General features: G+C 62.6%; 12 protein-coding genes and 2 pseudogenes. 9 read left to right on the top strand and 5 right to left on the bottom strand.

Annotation, left to right across the window (positions count from 1 at the left end):
* The first annotated feature begins 3 nt into the window (after positions 1-3).
* Genes EKO19_RS08380 through EKO19_RS08370 form a run of 3 tightly spaced genes read left to right on the top strand, consistent with a single transcriptional unit; the run spans position 4 to position 3,215 of the window.
* The gene (locus EKO19_RS08380) at positions 4-714 is read left to right on the top strand and encodes a SapC family protein (protein WP_129775868.1); all 711 of its coding nucleotides are present in this window, start codon (positions 4-6) and stop codon (positions 712-714) included.
* Positions 698-1,711, top strand: coding sequence for a cupin-like domain-containing protein (locus tag EKO19_RS08375; protein WP_129775867.1), 1,014 nt, complete (start codon positions 698-700; stop codon positions 1,709-1,711). Before EKO19_RS08380 ends, EKO19_RS08375 begins: the two co-directional genes overlap by 17 nt.
* A gap of 10 nt (positions 1,712-1,721) precedes the next feature.
* Positions 1,722-3,215 (top strand): tryptophan halogenase family protein, encoded by a 1,494-nt coding sequence (locus tag EKO19_RS08370; protein ID WP_129775866.1) that lies wholly within the window; start codon positions 1,722-1,724, stop codon positions 3,213-3,215.
* On the opposite strand, the gene EKO19_RS08365 is transcribed toward EKO19_RS08370, so the two are convergent.
* From EKO19_RS08365 to EKO19_RS39780, 3 genes and pseudogenes are all read right to left on the bottom strand, one after another.
* Positions 3,205-4,236, bottom strand: a complete 1,032-nt coding sequence (locus EKO19_RS08365) for a GNAT family N-acetyltransferase (protein ID WP_129775865.1) — start codon at positions 4,234-4,236, stop codon at positions 3,205-3,207. The genes EKO19_RS08370 and EKO19_RS08365 overlap by 11 nt on opposite strands.
* A gap of 283 nt (positions 4,237-4,519) precedes the next feature.
* Positions 4,520-4,759: pseudogene (locus EKO19_RS39785) on the bottom strand (CoA transferase); the annotation flags it as partial.
* A gap of 365 nt (positions 4,760-5,124) precedes the next feature.
* Positions 5,125-5,517: pseudogene (locus EKO19_RS39780) on the bottom strand (aldolase/citrate lyase family protein); the annotation flags it as partial.
* A 128-nt stretch (positions 5,518-5,645) separates the two neighbouring features.
* Between EKO19_RS39780 and EKO19_RS08350 the strand changes: the two are divergent.
* From EKO19_RS08350 to EKO19_RS08330, 5 genes are all read left to right on the top strand, one after another.
* Positions 5,646-6,923 (top strand): peroxidase family protein, encoded by a 1,278-nt coding sequence (locus tag EKO19_RS08350; RefSeq protein ID WP_129775864.1) that lies wholly within the window; start codon positions 5,646-5,648, stop codon positions 6,921-6,923.
* Positions 6,924-6,934: 11 nt separating this feature from the next.
* Entirely contained in the window at positions 6,935-7,459 is a 525-nt protein-coding gene (locus EKO19_RS08345) for a hypothetical protein (protein WP_129775863.1), read from the top strand.
* Positions 7,425-10,040 carry a CHAT domain-containing tetratricopeptide repeat protein gene (locus EKO19_RS08340; RefSeq protein WP_129775862.1) on the top strand — a complete coding sequence of 872 codons (2,616 nt, stop codon included), beginning with the start codon at positions 7,425-7,427 and terminating at the stop codon, positions 10,038-10,040. The genes EKO19_RS08345 and EKO19_RS08340 overlap by 35 nt, the downstream gene beginning before the upstream one ends.
* 91 nt (positions 10,041-10,131) lie before the next feature.
* Positions 10,132-10,692 (top strand): RNA polymerase sigma factor, encoded by a 561-nt coding sequence (locus EKO19_RS08335; protein WP_157995170.1) that lies wholly within the window; start codon positions 10,132-10,134, stop codon positions 10,690-10,692.
* Between the two features lie 97 nt (positions 10,693-10,789).
* A complete protein-coding gene (locus tag EKO19_RS08330) occupies positions 10,790-11,464 on the top strand; it encodes a hypothetical protein (protein ID WP_129775860.1) in 675 nt (224 codons plus the stop codon).
* Here the strand turns inward: EKO19_RS08330 and EKO19_RS08325 are convergent.
* Complete coding sequence (locus EKO19_RS08325; protein ID WP_217705181.1) at positions 11,461-11,955, bottom strand: Lrp/AsnC ligand binding domain-containing protein; 495 nt, start codon at positions 11,953-11,955, stop codon at positions 11,461-11,463. The genes EKO19_RS08330 and EKO19_RS08325 overlap by 4 nt on opposite strands.
* Positions 11,956-12,036: 81 nt before the next feature.
* On the opposite strand from EKO19_RS08325, the gene putA reads away from it, so the two are divergent.
* Complete coding sequence (putA, locus tag EKO19_RS08320) at positions 12,037-15,189, top strand: bifunctional proline dehydrogenase/L-glutamate gamma-semialdehyde dehydrogenase PutA (RefSeq protein WP_129775859.1); 3,153 nt, start codon at positions 12,037-12,039, stop codon at positions 15,187-15,189.
* 533 nt (positions 15,190-15,722) lie between these two features.
* On the opposite strand, the gene EKO19_RS08315 is transcribed toward putA, so the two are convergent.
* A complete protein-coding gene (locus EKO19_RS08315) occupies positions 15,723-17,240 on the bottom strand; it encodes a carboxylesterase/lipase family protein (protein WP_157995169.1) in 1,518 nt (505 codons plus the stop codon).
* Between the last annotated feature and the right edge of the window lie 4 nt (positions 17,241-17,244).

The raw sequence follows: 17,244 nt of genomic DNA, 5'->3' as shown, positions 1-17,244 counted from the left end.
GCTATGAGCAAACACGTTCTGCTGAATAACGTCGACCACAAGGATCTGCGCGTGATCACGACGCGCAGCGCCGAGTACGGCGACAACGTCATGCTGGCAGCCACGTTCCCTGCGGAGTTCCGCAATCTGCAGGCGCACTATCCCATCGTGTTTCGAAAGAATGCGCAGGGGCAGTTCGAGCCGGTGGCGTTGCTCGGGTTCAAGGAGGGCCAGAATCTATTTCTGACCCGGCAAGGTTGGGACGCGACCTATCTTCCGATGACCATCGAGCGCCTGCCATTCCTGATCGGTTTCTCCTCGGATCGCGAGCCGATGATGCACATCGACCTGGATCATCCGCGCGTCAGCCGCACGCAGGGCGAGCCGATCTTCCGCGAGCACGGCGGCAACACCGAGTTTCTGGAACGGATGAGCTCGCTGCTGCTCGCCATCCATCAAAACCTCGGCGCCACCGAACACTTCATCGGCGCTCTCCTGCAGCACGAGCTGCTGGAGTCATTCGTCCTCGATATCCAGTTGAACGACGGCTCGCAGAACCGGCTCGCCGGCTTCTACACCATCAAGGAAGAGCGGCTGCTCGATCTGAACGGCGCGGTACTGGAACGTTTGAATCGTGCCGGTCACTTGCAGGCCATCTACATGGCGATTGCATCGCTTTCCCACTTCCGTGCGTTGATCGAGCGAGTGAACAAGCTCAATGCTGGCGACCGCTAAGAAAATCCGAGAGGTCACCGGCATCGATCCGCGCGCTCTGCCGGACGAGGTATTGCTGTCGACGCAGCCCGTGGTGCTCAAGGGTCTGGTCGCGGATTGGCCAATGGTGCGCGCCGGGCTCGAATCGAATCAGTCCGCGGTCGCGTACATTCGCAAGTTCTATCAGGACGCGACGGTTGGCGCTCTGCTCGGCGCGCCCGATATCGAAGGCCGGTTTTTCTACAACGACGACCTCAGCGGCTTCAACTTCAAAGCAGTGAAGCTGAAGCTGGATGTGATGCTCGATGAAGTCGAGCGGCACAAAGACGCCGTGAAGCCGCCGGCCATCTATGTCGGCTCGACGACAGTAGACACTTGCCTGCCGGGATTTCGTGCCGAGAACGATCTGGGCTTTGGGGATCGCCAGCCGCTAGTGAGCATCTGGCTCGGCAACCGCACGCGCATCGCCGCTCATCACGACCTGCCCGACAACATCGCCTGCGTGGTCGTCGGACACCGGCGCTTCACGCTGTTTCCACCCGAGCAGCTGCCGAATTTGTATATCGGGCCGCTGGATTTCACGCCCGCCGGTCAAGCCATCAGCCTCGTGGATCTCACCAAGCCCGATCTGCAGCGCTTTCCAAAGTTTGCCGAGGCCGCACGCCACGCGCAGGTCGCCGAGCTCGGGCCGGGCGATGCGCTATTCATTCCGAGCATGTGGTGGCATCACATCGAAGCGCTCGACAGCCTGAACGTACTGGTGAACTACTGGTGGCGCCAGTCGCCGGCATTCATGGACTCGCCGATCGGCGCGTTGATGTACGCCATCATGACCGTGCGCGACCTGCCGAAAGAGCAGCGTGACGCATGGTTCAATCTGTTTCGTCACTTCGTGTTCGAGGCGGACGATCAAACCGCCGCGCACATTCCAGAAAACGCCCGCCGCGCCTTGTCGCCCATGGATGCGGACATCGCCCGCGACATCCGCGCGCGGCTGCTACAAAGGTTGAATCGTTAGGGGGATTTGCATGGCCAGCAATCGCGTCCAGAGGATCGTCATCGCCGGCGGCGGCACCGCGGGCTGGATGGTCGCCGCCGGTCTGTCACGCACCTTGGGCAAGGCGCTCGATATCAAGCTGGTGGAATCCGATGAGATCGGCACTGTCGGCGTCGGCGAAGCGACCATTCCCACGCTGGTGACATTTCATCGCCTGCTCGACATCAATGAGCAGGAGTTCATGGCCGCCACGCAAGGCACATTCAAGCTGGGCATCGGTTTCGAGAACTGGCGCGACTTGAACAAGAATTACATTCACTCGTTCGGCACCACCGGCAAGGATCATTGGACCGCGGGCTTCCAACACTTCTGGCTCAAAGGCCGTCAGCGCAATCTCGCGAGCAGCTACGGCGACTACTGCGTCGAGCTCAAGGCCGCGCTCGAGAACAAGTTCGCGCACCTGCCGCGCGGCGGAATGAATTACGCGTTCCACATCGACGCCGGTCTCTACGCGAAATTCCTGCGCAGGTTCAGCGAGGGCTACGGCGTCCAGCGCATCGAGGGCAAGATCACCAACGTGCTCACGCACGACGACACCGGCTTCATCAAAGCCATTCGCCTGGACTCCGGTGCCGAGATCGAAGGCGATCTGTTCATCGATTGCACCGGCTTCCGCGCGCTGCTGATCGGTCAGACTCTGCACGAGCCGTACGAGGATTGGTCACACTGGCTGCCGTGCGATAGCGCCGTCGCCGTTCAAACGGAGTCGGTGGGCGAAGCGGTTCCGTACACGCGCTCCATCGCACGAGAGTTCGGCTGGCAATGGCGCATTCCGCTGCAGTCTCGCGTCGGCAACGGCATGGTCTATTGCAGTCGTTACCTCAGCGACGAACGAGCAAAGCAGTCCTTGCTCGCCAACGTCGAGGGCAAGGTGCGCACCGAGCCCCGCGTCATCAAGTTCAAACCGGGACAGCGTCGCCAGACCTGGGTGAAGAACTGCGTCGCCGTCGGGCTCGCGAGCGGCTTCATCGAGCCGCTGGAGTCGACCAGCATTCATCTGATCGGCCGGAGCATCATCCGTTTGCTACAGATGTTCCCGGGCGAGGGCATCAATCCGACCGACATCGAGGAATTCAACCGGCAGACGGTGGCGGAGCTGGAACACATCCGCGACTTCATCGTGCTGCATTATCACGTCACGGATCGTCGGGACACGCCCTTCTGGAACGCCTGCCGGAGCATGGCGATTCCCGCGTCCCTGCAGCACCGAATCGAGCTGTTCCGCGAGACCGGACGCGTGTTCCGCTTCCAGAACGAATTGTTCACCGAGAACTCGTGGATTCAAGTGATGCTGGGCCAGGGCATCGTGCCCAGGCAATATCACCAGGTCGCGGACTTGATGGGAGACGCGGAGCTGTCGCGATTCCTGGATCAGATCAAAACGCACGTCGACACGACGGTTCAGCAGCTACCGAAGCATCAAGCGTACGTCGAGCAGTACTGCAAGGCGTCGGTCAGCTACTGAACAAGGCCTGGAGCATCTTCTTGCCGTGCCAGGCAAAGCGCGCGCGGCGGCTCATCTTGTTCAAGCTGAAATAGACGCGCTGCTGTCCGCCGAAGGCGCGGAAGAACCGTTCGATGCTCTCGACCATGGAGCCGGTCATGTCGAACTCCACACTGCGCGCCTTCGAGCGCACGATGGCCTCCCACACGAGCAAACTGTGCGCGCCACTGGTGCGAAGCTCCGGATCGGCGCCACCGGCCAGGTAATACGTGGTCTTGTTATCCCAGATGAGATACAGCGTGGCATGCAGCGCGCCGCTCTCGTCGCGCGCCACCAGAATCTCCCGCCGACCGCGCTGAGCACACGCCGCGTCGAGCCGGCGCATGGCCGGACAATCGAACGGATTCGGATTGCCCTGGCGCCCGTAGGTTTTGCCGATCAGATTGATACAGGCTTCGACGTCGGTCGTGGTCTCGATGGTCAGCTGCTTGCGGGCCTTGCGACTCTCGCGACGAATGTTTTCTCGCAGCGCGCCCCACAGCTCTTCCTCGCTCTGCGCCAGATCGATGACGTAGGTGTAACGCGCCATCTCCTCGAAGCCCTTCCAAACAAACGGCAACATGTTGGTGATGCCGCTGTGACAATTGATCTGCAGGATGTCGTAGCCCGGCAGCTGTTCGATCAGCGCGTTGGTGAGATCTTTCTCGAGCTCATAACGGCGCGAGCTCTTGGTGGCGTCGCCCAGATCCAGCCACGGGCCGAGCCGATGCGTCAGCGGCGGCAGCGTGATCACATCGAACAAGCCGCGCTTTTCCTGATAAATCGGCCAGCGAGCGCGCAACACGCCGCCCGAAGACACGGTGATTTCCCGCCACGCGCCGGGCGCCACCGCATCGAGCCACCACGGCTCCTGAAACACACAATAGCTGGTCGGCCGCTCCATTGCGGCAGACGGGCACTCCGGCTGAGAAACTGACATTACCGCTGTAGTAATCGACTGCTCGACACTGAAATTCAACTGAGTTGCAACCGTGGACACCATGGTTCTCGCGTATGCGCCACGGACGGGCGAGGCTCGACGGCTACTTTGACGATACTGAGGCGATCCGGGGCGGCTTCTTCACATAAGCCGTCACCGGATTGTCATGTGCTCGGGCGAGGGTTACAAGCGGAAAAGTCGCGAGCGCAACGAATGCCACCTTTCGATGACAGGCGCTGTGTCGGATTCATTTACGTTCGACTAACCAGACTGTGCGGTGCGCTTCGTCTGCAGGCGCTCGATCTCCGCCTCCGAACAGCCCGCGTCCTCGAGAACTGCGCGGGTGTGCTCGCCGCGCTTCGTGCAGCTTCGGCACGATCTCGGCCGCGTGCTGAGCGCGCTTGCGAACGCTGTCATAACGTTCGTTCGCTGCCAGCTCGGGCAGATTCACTTTCTCGCACAGCGCTCGCCAGAAGTGCGGCGTGTTCGCGGAGATGTACAGATATCCCTCACGCGTCGGATGCAAACCGGTGATGCCGCCGGAGCGGAAGTCACGTCCGATGTCACGAGGCTCGCCATCGACCCATGAGCTTGGCCCAGGGCACTCGCTGAACCGGGCACCAACGCAGCGGGAGCGGTGCCTCGATCCTTCCAGCCTTCGCCTGCTTTCCATTGCAGGATGCGGTCGGGCTGACCTTCTCCGTCGCGTACGGTGATGAAGAGCGCGTTGATCTGTTCTACCGCGGACGTGAGCTCATCGGCGCTGCCGGGCCATGCTTCGTGAGCCGTCCAGCTCGGGTTGACCAGCGCGAGATCGATCTCGAAGAAGCGGCGCGCTCGATTCACGCAGTCGACGCCAGGATTGCTGGCCTTGATCCGGACGGCGAGAGTCATGATCATTGATGGCGCGAGGCTGGACCTCGCCCTCCATCGTCCCCCGACGTTGCGCAGCCCTTTGGGCGATTCGATATTCGCCAGCACACGCAGCGTCGGACGCAGCCCGACATCCACGAATGCACGATCGATGATGTCGACCGCCGCATCGACCTCGAGCGCCGACTCGACCTTGGGCAAGTTCACCAACGCAAGACTCAATGAAGCAACGACTCGCGCATCGGCGGAAAAGTGCGCCGTCGCAAGCGCATTCACGCGCACGATGATGGACTTCGACGACGCCTGGGCCTCGCTCGAACACAAGAACGCAGCTACGGCGGCACGCGCTTCGCCCTTGCGCGCCTCGACGACCGCATCTTCCAGGTCAATGGAAATGGCATCGGCCGCCGAGGCCAATGCCTTGCCGAACAACTCTGGCCGCGCGCCGGGGACGAATAACTTGCTGCGCATGATGGCGATCAGATAGAACGATCGACGCGCACATCTACTTGCTACAGACACAACAAAAAGTAGCTGGTCGCTGAGAGATCTCCGGCGTCAGCCACAGGATAACCCTGCCCCCAGCACCGGAGTCCTCCATGCTGACAGAGCAACAGCTCACCACGCTGGCGCAGGTGATGACCGAGTCGTCGCATGTCTCGCGCTTCATCGACGTCGGCTACACCTATCTGGGCCAGTTCATCGCGCACGACATCGTGCCCCAGACCAATCCCATTCCCGGCCAGTCCCGCGACGTCCTGCCCTATCTCAACATGGACAGCGTCTATGGCAGCGGTGCGCAAACCGCGACGCTGCTGGACGCGCACGGTTTGTTTCCTATCAAACGCCAGACACCGCAGGGACCGGAAGACCTGCCCCGCACCAACGGCGTACCGAACATTCCCGAACTGCGCAACGACGACAATGTGATCGTCTCGCAGCTGCATCTGTTCTGGCAGCGATTCCACAACACGATCCTGCGACGTGGCTACGCAAACGATGTCGGCCAGGCGCGTGCGATGAGCACCCTGACCTTTCAGTTGGTCGTCGTCGAAGACTATTTGCGCCAGGTGCTCGCGCCCGCCGTGTTCGATAGCGTGTTTCGTTTCGATCGACGCTGGCTGAATCTGCCGTCGCGCCCCATCGCCCGCGAGTTCGCGCATGCGGCCTTTCGTTTCGGCCACTCGATGGTGCGGCCGTTCTACGAATCGTTTCCGAACCAACCGGACGTGACCTTGCCCGAGCTGTTCCAGACGAATCGCAATCTGGACCCGAGGCTCGAGCTCGACTTCCGCCGGATGTTCGGCTGGCCGGTGCTGAACAATCGGGTCGAGGATGCGATGACCATCGATCCCTTCATCACGCGTGAGATGCGTCAGGTGCCGATTCCCACCGGCGTCACCATCAACATCGCCGAAATGAATCTGCGCGCCGGCGCGCAGCTCCCACCGGGCAAGGCTTATGTACAGCAACTGTTGGCGGGACCGAATGGCGCGAAGCTCGCCGCCGCGTTTGGCGTGCAACCGCTGCCCGATCTCGGCCCGCTCACTGGAAGATTGCCGGCCACGAGTGGCATCACGATCGACAACTTGCCGTTGTGGCCCTACTTGCTGGTCGAGGCGGTGCACGCCAGCGAAGGCAAACATCTCGGCGTCGTCGGCAGCCTCATTTGCGCGGAAGGCCTGGCCAACGCCATTGCCGGCGCGTCGCACTCCATCTATTGCGGTCGCTGGTGCCCGGTGGACGAAGTGCTGTCCTCGCTGGGCAAGCTGGGCGAGGAGCTGCAGGAACAGCGCCGCGCTTTCGCCAATGCCGCCTACACCGATCGCACTTTCTGCCTGCGGCATGTCATCGAGCTGGTTCTTCGTAACAACTAAAGGAGCAGTGAATGGAAATTCCCCCAGAGCTGGTCGAGTGGGTCGCCAGCGAAGCACAGCAACCGACGCTGGTCGTGCACCCCAGTTTCATCCCGCCCTCGGCCGTCGACGATCTGGCGTTCTACCATCCGGGCTTCGGCGGCGGCCTGACGCACGCGCTGCGGCACGTGCTCGGTCGCGACGACAACAATAGATATTTCGCGCGCGCCGACTCGCTGTCCGGCAACTGGCACGAGAAGATGGCCGATGTGATGCAACGGCTGCGGCTGTATCCGACCGTGGAAAAGGGTCGAGCGGTGCTGATCGACGATCAGATCGGCAATCAGCCCACCGGCGAAATGCACGGCTGGAAGGTGGTGCATTGGAAAGTCGCCAAAGGGCGCGACTCGAACCTGGACGTGGTACATCAGGACTTCATCACCTGGGCCAAGGCCGGCGAAGAAAATGTCGTGTCGCTGTTCTCCTGGCGCCCTTACCTCACGGCTGTGATACAACCGGCGAATGAAGGGGCCATCCTGTCGAAGGGTTCGCGCTGATTGGCAGATCGCCTGGGTTTATCTCATCGGCGTCGGCCTGTTCCCGTGGGGAGCGCAGGCCGGCGCCGTCGATTCGACCGCGCAGCAGGAAGCTCGGCGCGAGGCCACCGAGCTGTTACGACGCTCGCAAAATGAGTCCGGGCGACGTTCGATTTATCTACCTCAGGCCCATGAGCGGATTCAGCGCGGGCTCGCCGGCTCTCGCGATGAGCCGCTGCAGCAGGCCCAATGGCTCGAAGCGCTCTGGGAATATCATCTGCTCAATGACGATCATGCCCAGGCCCGGCGGGCGCTGGAACGGTCACTGCAACTTCTGATCGGCGCGCGCGCCGACGCCTCGCACATCGACCGGGTCACCTGCAACCTTTCCTACTCGCTGATCCTGCTCGGCGAAGTCGCCCGGGCCAAGGAGCTTTTACGGCGTGCGATCGTGAGCGCCACCCAATACAACAATCGCCCATTGCTCGCCGAGCTTTACTACAGCTTGGGCGATGCCTATCGCAAGACTGGCGAGCGTCTGGTCGCGCAGCGTTACTTCGAAGCCGCTCATGAGCTCGACCAGGCCTCGGGCGATACGCTGAAGATCAGCATCTCCAAGCTGAAGCTCGGCAGCCTGGCCCGCGATGGCGGCGATTATCGAGAGGCGATCGGCCGGCACGAGCAAGCGCTGCAAGTGTTCGTCGATGAGCACGACTATCGGGAACTGGTGACTTACATCGAGCTGGCTCGCGACTATGCGACCCAAGGCGAGCTGACGCTGGCACGGAACTATGCGCAACTCGCACTCGACGATCCTCGGGCCTTGCCGGAACAGCGCATCGACGCGTCGGTGCTGCTATTGCGCCTTGCCAACGATCAACGGGATCAGGCGCGTGCAAGCAAGCTGGTGCGCGACATCGAAACACTCATTCACGGTTCTTCGACGCGACAGAAGTCCGAACTGGCGCGCCCTACCCATCAGCTGCAATTCGCCGAGCAAGCGATCCGGTACTACGCATTGAACCGCGATCTGACGAACGTGCGAGCGCAGGGTCAGGCAGCGGTACGGCTGACACGACGAGTCGCAAGCGATCTGCGCGCCACGCACGACGACAGCCTGGCCTGGATGACCGCGGCTCAGCCGATGTTCAATGAGTACGTGAAGGCGCTGTATGAGCTGGACCGCACGCAAGTGTTGCCGCTCCTCGAGACATACTACGCTCAGCAGATCGCGCCAGCGGAGTTGCGTCACTCCGGTGTGGTTGGCCGAGCGTATGAAGCGGAAGCCGTCGAACTGTTCGAGCGCTACCGGGCGGCTCAACGAATGCTCGTCGATGCCACCACTGAGCTCGACCGGCTGCATCCGGACACAACTGACGTCAGCCGTCGGCGCGAGGCAAAATCCCGCCTCGACCAGGCATTGCGCGAGTGGGATCGAGCGCGCGATGCCTATCTCACAATGTATCGGGCGCCACCTGTGAGCACAGCTCCCGCGGCGACGTTTCAACCTCGGCCGGTGCCGGCAACGGACATCTTCATCCGTTACTTCATCCAGGAGAACGTCAGCTTCGGCATCGCGCTCGCAGGCAACGAGGTTCGTTACTTCGACCTGCCGCCTCGCTCGACGGTCCAGACGCTCGTGCGTCGCTCGTTGGACCTGCTGAGCGCTCCCGGTCGAGCCGCACAGGCTGAAGCGACGCTGTCGTCGCTCGCACAGTTGCTGCCGCGTGATTTCATTCGCGCCCACGGCGAGGCGACACGACTGGTGATTGTTCCTGACGACGTCATGCAGCCGGTGCCGTTCGCTGCCATCGATCTCGACGATCGGCTGCAGGCTTACTCACCGCTGATTGCACAGTTCGAGGTCGTGCGCGCGAGATCTTTGTCCGGCTACTACGAGTCGCGGCCCGCACTCTCGAATACGGCAGCCAGGAGCGGCGACATTGTCGTGTTCGCCGATCCGGTGCTCGGTACCCAATCGCCGGAACGGGTGCAGCCACGGGTCGTGACCAGCGCTCTGCCAAGTTCGCGAACCGAAGCCGAGAGCATTGCCAGGATTTTTACGACTCGCGTGATCACATACGCCGGCGCGGATGCAACCAGCGATGTATTGCTCTCACCCGAAGTGCGGGCCGCGAAGGTGTTGCACATCGCGACGCACGGATATTTCAGCAAGACCACGCCGGACGTGGTCGGGCTCGTGACATCGAGCCGACGCGGCGAGGGCAGGCCCGACGACGGCTTCCTTGGCTTCACCGAGTTGTTCAGCGCGCCGTTCTCGGCACGGCTCGTGATCATCAGCGGCTGCGAGACCCTGCGGGGCAAGGACTACACCGGCTGGGGAGTGCGCAGTCTGGCGGATGGATTCATCAGCCAAGGCGCCGGTTCAGTCATCGGCACGTTGTGGAGTGTTTCCGACGCCGCCACTGCCGCGCTCATGGATGAGTTCTATCGCAATCTGCAGCGAGGCGCCGGCAGCTCGACGGCCTTGCAAGTTGCGCAGCGCGAATTGATTGCATCGAGCCGTTTTGCCGATCCGTACTATTGGGCCGGCGTGGCGCTCGCATCATCGAATCGTGGTTTCGATCGGCACGCTCTGTAAGAAAGAAATTCGCGTTGCGATCGGGATGACGCCGCTGCGATTCGCCGCTATTCTGCGCCGAGGGCAGCAAAAAAGGTCTGGAACAAGATCCGTGGTCGAGGACGCGATCTCAAATGAATTCATAAAGCAGCACTACGCGGGTCTCTACCACCTGTTACACCGCCACATCCGCGATCCGAATATCACGCAAGAAATATTGCAGGAGGCCGTGGCAACGGCGATCGCGCACAGCCGGGCCGGGCGTGTGTCGGATCCGAAGCGGTTGGGCGGCTATGTCTATCGCGTCGCGCTGAATCTGTATCGCAACTATCGTCGTGAGTATGCGAATCGTCCTGGCGTGCACGCCACCGATGAAGACGTCGATCAGCTGCCGGCGCAACGCGTCAGCGACGAAGCTACGATGGATGGCAGCGTCATGCGGCACGTCGTGTCCATCATCGAGTCGCTGCCCACCGCGCGCGATCGCGAGATCGTGAAGCGTTTCTATCTCGATGAGGAAGACAAGGACCAGATCTGCCAGTCGCTGGGATTGACCCCCCTGCACTTCGATCGAGTGATCTTTCGTGCCCGCCAGCGCATGCGCCTGCTGATGGCAGCGAAGGGATTCGACAAGTCCGACTTCTTCAGCGTGCTGCTCAGCCTGTTGCACTAGGGCAAGTCTGAGAGAAGCGAGACGCCGATGACAGGTTAGACTGGAAGGGATTGGGGGGACGGAGCGCCGGCGTACCAGTTGCATCGCGGGCTGAGCAATGGACCGACAGTACATCGACGATAACCACATCGTTCCGAGATATCTCGCGGATCAGCTGACCGACACCGAGCGGGCAGCGTTCGAGGCTTACTATCTCGAACATCCCGAAATCCTGCGGGAAATCGACGCGACGGCGCGCTTCAAGGCCGGCCTGGCGCAACTGCAAGCCAGCGGTGAGCTGGCCGCGTTGATGAAGCCGACGCCCTGGTATGCACGAGGGCGCTATCTGGCGGTGGCGGCGATCGTCATCATCATTATCGCTGCCGCGTTCTACATCCGCACACCCACACCGCCGTTGATCGCCGCGAACTTGTCCGCGCTCGTCGGGCCGACGACAGTCGCCAGCTCACACGTTGTACTGCGCCGTCGCGGCAGCCTCTTCGACGCGGAAGTCACGTTGCCCGCCGCTGCCGACGCCATCGAGCTGCGAGTGCTGCCGGAGTTCGCCGCACCCAACTCGCACTATCGAATCGCCTTGGCGCGAATCGACGCCAACAACAGGAAAGAGCAGCTCGCCGAGATCAAAGATCTGACGGCAAACAGCGATGGCATGGTCAGGATCTACCTCGACAGTCCGCGTATTGCGCCTGGCGACTACTCATTGATCATTACCAACGACACCACCCTTGCTGCGAGCCAGTCCAGCCAATTCCTGATTCGGATCTCACGCTAGCGGGCCTGCACCCGTACCTTGCTCGAGCTCTTGACCTCTTCCATCACGAAGTAGGTATGCGTCTGCTGCACACCTTTGATACAGGCGATGTGCGAGCTCAGCACGCTGCGATATTCCTTCATGTCGCGCACGCGGATCTTCAATAGATAATCGAAGCCGCCCGCCACCATGTTGGCTTCCTGCACGAAGTCCAGCACTTCCATCGCCGTGCGAAAACGATCGAACACCTCGGGCGTGGTGCGATCGAGTGCCACTTGCACATACGCCAGCAGGTTCTGCCCCAGTTGCGTCGGCGACAGGTCGGCGCGATAGCCGACAATGTAGCCCTGCTTTTCCAGCCGGCGCACCCGTTCCACACACGGCGTGACGCTGATGTGCAGCTCCCGGGCGAGCTGCGCCATCGACACCCGCCCGTCCTCCTGCAGCCGGACCAGGATGCGCTGGTCGATCTTGTCCAGGACGGTTACCGCATTCGAGCCAGTTGATTTCACGGATTACACCCCATTTTCAGGTCGTTTCGACGGCTCACAGCTCAATAAAATAGTGCTTTCGCCCCAGTTACGACAACCTACATGGTCGCCCAATCCTCCGCCATCCCCTCGACCCCGTCGCTCGAACAGCTCCGTGAACAGATGCGGAGCGCGACGCTGCAAGACGAGGCCACTTGCATCAAGGCCCTGCTGAAGAGCTCGACCCTGTCGCTCGATGCGCGGGCCCGCGCCAAGAACCGGGCGGCCCAGCTGGTGGCCGGTGCCCGCGCCCGGTCAAAGGAACGGCCGCTGCTCGACTCCTTCCTGCAACAGTTCGCGCTGTCCAATGAGGAAGGCGTCGCGCTGATGTGTCTGGCGGAGGGCCTGCTGCGTATTCCCGACGACGAGACCGCCGACCGCCTGATCGCCGACAAGATCGCGTCGGGCAACTGGGGCGCACATGCCGGCCAGTCGCATTCGACCTGGGTGAATGCGTCGACCTGGGGCCTGATGCTCACCGGCAAGCTGATCGAACCGCCGAAGCAGGCCCGCGAGGAGACGAGCAACTGGCTGCAGGGCCTGTCGCGCCGGATCAGCGCGCCGGTGCTGCGTACCGCGTTCCGTCAGGCCATGCGCATCATCGGTGGCGAATTCGTGGTCGGTCGCACGATTCAGGAAGCACTGGAGCGCTCGGCCAAGACGGACGAGCTGTCGCTGTGTTCGTTCGACATGTTGGGCGAAGGCGCGCGCAGCTGGGCGGATGCCGAGAAGTATCGCAAGTCGTATGAGCAAGCGCTGGACGCCATCGGCACGCAGCGTAAAGGCACGCCCATCGACGACCGCTCCAATCTGTCGGTAAAGCTGTCCGCGCTCGAGCCCAAGTACGACTTGATGCACCAAGGCCTGGTCATGCAACGCCTGGCACCGATCGTGACCGATCTGGCCCGTCGCGCGGCCGCGGCCGATGTGGGCTTCACCATCGACGCCGAAGAGGCCGATCGTCTCGACCTGTCCTTGAATGTGTTCGAAGCGCTGGCTCGCGACCCACAGACGCTGAAGTGGCAAGGCCTGGGCATCGTCATCCAGGCTTACGGCAAGCGCGCCCCCTATGTGATCGAGTGGGTCGCCGCGCTGGCGCGTGAGACGGGCCGTCGTATCTGCATTCGCCTGGTGAAGGGCGCGTATTGGGACGCCGAGGTCAAGCGCGCTCAGGAGCGCGGCCTCACGTCCTATCCGGTGTTCACTCGAAAGATGTCCACCGATATCTCCTATCTCGCCTGCACCGAGCGCCTGTTCAAACATCGCGACGTGATCTATCCGATGTTCGCGACTCACAACGCGCACACCATCGCCGCCGTGCTGGAGCTGCGTCCGCCCGGAGCGAAGTTCGAGTTCCAGCGTCTGCACGGCATGGGCGCGCTGTTGCACGCCGAAGCCAAGCGTCAGATCGAAGGTTTCCCGCGCGTTCGCGCCTACGCGCCGGTCGGCCCCCACGAGGACCTGTTGTCCTACCTCGTGCGCCGCTTGCTGGAGAACGGCGCGAACAGCTCGTTCGTCAACCGATTCATGAATGAAAGCGTCCCCGTCGACACCGTAGTGGAGGATCCGATTGCAGCCCTGCAAGCGGCAGACAGCATGACCAACCCGCATATTCCCTTGCCCAACAACTTGTACGGCGCATCCCGTGAAAATTCCTCCGGCGTGGACTGGGGCAATCCTCAGCAGCTGGCCGAGCAGATCGCCTCGCTGCAAAACTCCGGCGAGCTGCCGCGTGCCGTGCCGTCGACGCTGGCCGGCGGGGCTCAAGCGCCACACGAAGTACGCAATCCGGCGAACCTCGCCGAGCTGGTCGGTTACGTGAGCGTCGGCACCAAGGAAGACATCGCACTGGCTTTCGACAAGGCTGCTCAAGCCCGCAAGGCGTGGGACGACGCCGGCGCCACGCATCGTGCGGTTTGTTTGGTTGCCGCGGCGGACAAGTTGCGCGCACATCGCACCGAGCTGGTGAGACTGCTCGTGAAGGAAGCGGGCAAGACGCTGCCGGATGCGATCGCCGAAGTCCGCGAAGCCGAAGATTTCTGTCGTTACTACGCAGCCGAAGCTCGCGCGCATTTCGCCGAGCCGACCGCACTGCCCGGCCCGACGGGTGAAGAGAACAAGCTGAGCCTGCGCGGTCGCGGTGTGTTCGCGTGCATCAGCCCTTGGAACTTCCCGCTCGCGATCTTCCTGGGTCAGGTGACCGCTGCGCTGGTCGCTGGCAACAGCGTCGTTGCGAAGCCTGCCGAAGCGACGCCGCTGGTCGCTGCGTTGGCCGTGCGACTGCTGCACGAAGCGGGTGTGCCGCATGACGTTCTGCATTTCGTTCCGGCGGCCGGCAAGCTGTTCGGCGAAGTCGCGCTCAAGCATCCGGCGCTGGGCGGCGTGTGCTTCACCGGCTCGACCTCGACGGCTCAGTTCATCAATCGTGCGCTGGCCGCCCGCGATGGCGCGATCGTGCCGTTGATCGCCGAAACCGGCGGTATCAACGCAATGATCGTCGACTCCTCGGCGCTGCTCGAGCAGGTTGCCGACGACGTGCTCACCTCGGCCTTCACGTCCGCTGGCCAGCGCTGCTCGGCGCTGCGTTTGCTGTTCGTGCAGGAAGAGATCGCGGACCGTCTGATCGAACTGATCGCCGGCGGCATGAACGAGCTGCACATCGGCGATCCGGCGCAGCCGTCCACTGACGTCGGCCCGGTCATCAACAAGGGTGCCGCGTCGAAGCTCGAGGACTACAGCAAGAAGGTCGCGCAGCGAGGCGTGAAGTTGCTCAAGCAGTGCGACCTGAATCAGGTGCGCACCGAGGGCAGCTACTTCGCGCCGCGCATGCTGGAGCTCAACAACGCACGCGAGCTGACCAGCGAAGAGTTCGGCCCGATCCTGCACGTGGTCCGCTACAAGCGCGAGAACTTGCATAGCGACGTACTCGCATCGATTCGCGAAGCCGGTTATGGCCTGACGCTCGGCGTCCACACTCGCATCGAAAGCGTGTGGCAGGAAATCGTCGCCGAGGCCGCGGTCGGCAACATCTACATCAATCGCAACATCATCGGCGCGGTCGTCGGTGTACAACCGTTCGGCGGCGAAGGTCTGTCAGGCACTGGCCCGAAGGCCGGCGGCCCGCACTACCTGTTCCGCTTCGCGACCGAGCGCACGCTGACGGTGAACACCGTCGCGACCGGCGGCAACGCGAAGTTGCTGTCGATCGGCTCCTGAATTCCCCCTCGGCGGCGGCTCACCTGAGCTGCCGCCCTTCTTTTGGGGATGCGGCAGGCCCGCTCACTCGGCTGGCCGCCCGTACGTCTCCCGGATTTGTCTCTTTACTTGCTCGTGCGTCTGGCAATTACAGCGCGCCTGACCTGCCCCCAGGATCGTGCAGATCCGCACATCGCAGGGCGGCGCCGGCCGAACCCTCTGAATGAAGTTGGCGGGCGTGCAGCCGGCAACGCCGATGCTCAGTAAGACAAATGTCACGTAGCAGCGCTTGGTCGGGATCATGAGACTCACCTCCTCCATCAGGTGAGCCTCGAATAATCAGGCGAGCGCGCGCCGCCCAGAAAAATGTGATGACACGACGGCTCGCGGGACGGACAGCGGACGGTCGTGACGAGTCGGTTCGTCACTCGTCGCACTGGCGGGGCGCTTCATCGCAGCGCTGAAAATTCCTACGACACGAAACGGCGGCCGGCAAATGCGCCGCCGCGTTTCCGCAGAAACGTCCGCTCAGGTCGTCATTACCTGCGGGCCGCTCAGTACCGGGCCGCTATCGCATCCAGCGCCGCTGTATTTGGCTGCTGGCTGACGACCGGACCGTCGTTGGTGAACTCGAACACGCGAGCGTCCGGCGTTGCGAGCGGCCACGTCGGCCGGCCGCCGCCATTCGGATCGCCCGTCTTGGCGAACGCGACCCAGTAGGCGCTCATCAGATCCGCCGCGCGCTCGTCGTTGGCATCCGTTTTCCACGGCGAGGTGTCCAACGTCTTGAACACATGCTGCCGCTCCTGCGCGTGCGGGGTGGCCTTGGTGGTGGGTGGCGCGTGGGCCGAGAGCACCGAGAACCGATACAAATACGCCGGATGTTTCGATTTCACATGCAACCGGGTCAGCGCTCGCGCCGGCTCGGTGAACAGCACATCGCTCAACACGTTGGTCTTGAAGTTGTCCTCGCTGCCATAGGCAGCGATCAGCCGAGCGCGCTGTTCGGGCGTGAAGCGCATCGCCTCACCGATCGCCCCCGGCATCGAGTCCGCATAGAACGGAAATTCCAGCGCGTTGCTACCGGCGATGTAAGGCACCGGCGCCTGCCGCCCGGCGGCGAACGCGACGTCGATATGCTCGGGCAGCACCTTGCCATCGATGATCGGGCTGGTGTCGGCGAACGGCTCGGTCCCGTTCAAGATAGCTTCCGCCGAAAGCGCACGGAGCGCCGCCGCGTCACCATTGGCGACGCCGAGGCGCTCGGCGAATTGAACGCCCTCGTCCAAAGCCGATGGACGGCCCTCCGGTGACTTGCGATCGAGCAGCACGCGACGCTCGCGACCGAGCCCCGATTGTGAGATGGCTTTATGGAACAAGCCCCGCGCAGGTGGCGCGATCATCAATGTATTCACCGCCGCGCCGCCGGCCGACTCGCCGAAGATCGTCACATTGCCAGCGTCACCGCCGAACGCGCCGATATTGCGCTTCACCCATTGGAGCGCCGAAATCATATCGAGCAGCGCGTAGTTACCCTGCGGCTCGGTTGGCGCGTCCCTCAGCAGCGCCGGATGCGCGAAGAATCCAAATCGGCCCAACCGATAGTTGATGGTGACGACCACGACCCCTTGCCTGGCCAGCTCCGTGCCGTCGTAAAGCGCCGCCGTGCCGGAGCCGTTCGAGAATCCGCCGCCATGAATCCAGAACATCACCGGCAACGGCTTGGCCGGCTTCGCGGCCGGAGCAAACACGTTCAACGTCAGGCAGTCCTCGCTCGCGGGCGGCGGACCGACGCCGTTGTCGGTCGGGTTGATCTTTTGCATGCATAGAGCACCGACCTGATCCGCCTTGCGTACGCCGCTCCATGCCGCAACCGGCTGAGGCGCGCGCCAGCGTAATTGCCCTACGGGAGGCGCTGCGTAGGGAATGCCTTTGAACGAGACGATGTCGCCCGCGACGACGCCTTCCAACTCGCCGCTATCGATGCGCACCGAACCGGCTTTCGTACTGGCCTGCGCGGACAAAGTCATGCTCACGATCGCGCCGGCGATCAAACATTGCCATGGTCTCATGTCG

Origin of the sequence: Peristeroidobacter soli (genome assembly GCF_004138485.1) — a bacterium.
GTDB classification, from domain to species: domain Bacteria; phylum Pseudomonadota; class Gammaproteobacteria; order Steroidobacterales; family Steroidobacteraceae; genus Steroidobacter; species Steroidobacter soli.
This window is presented reverse-complemented; position numbering and strand designations above follow the sequence as displayed.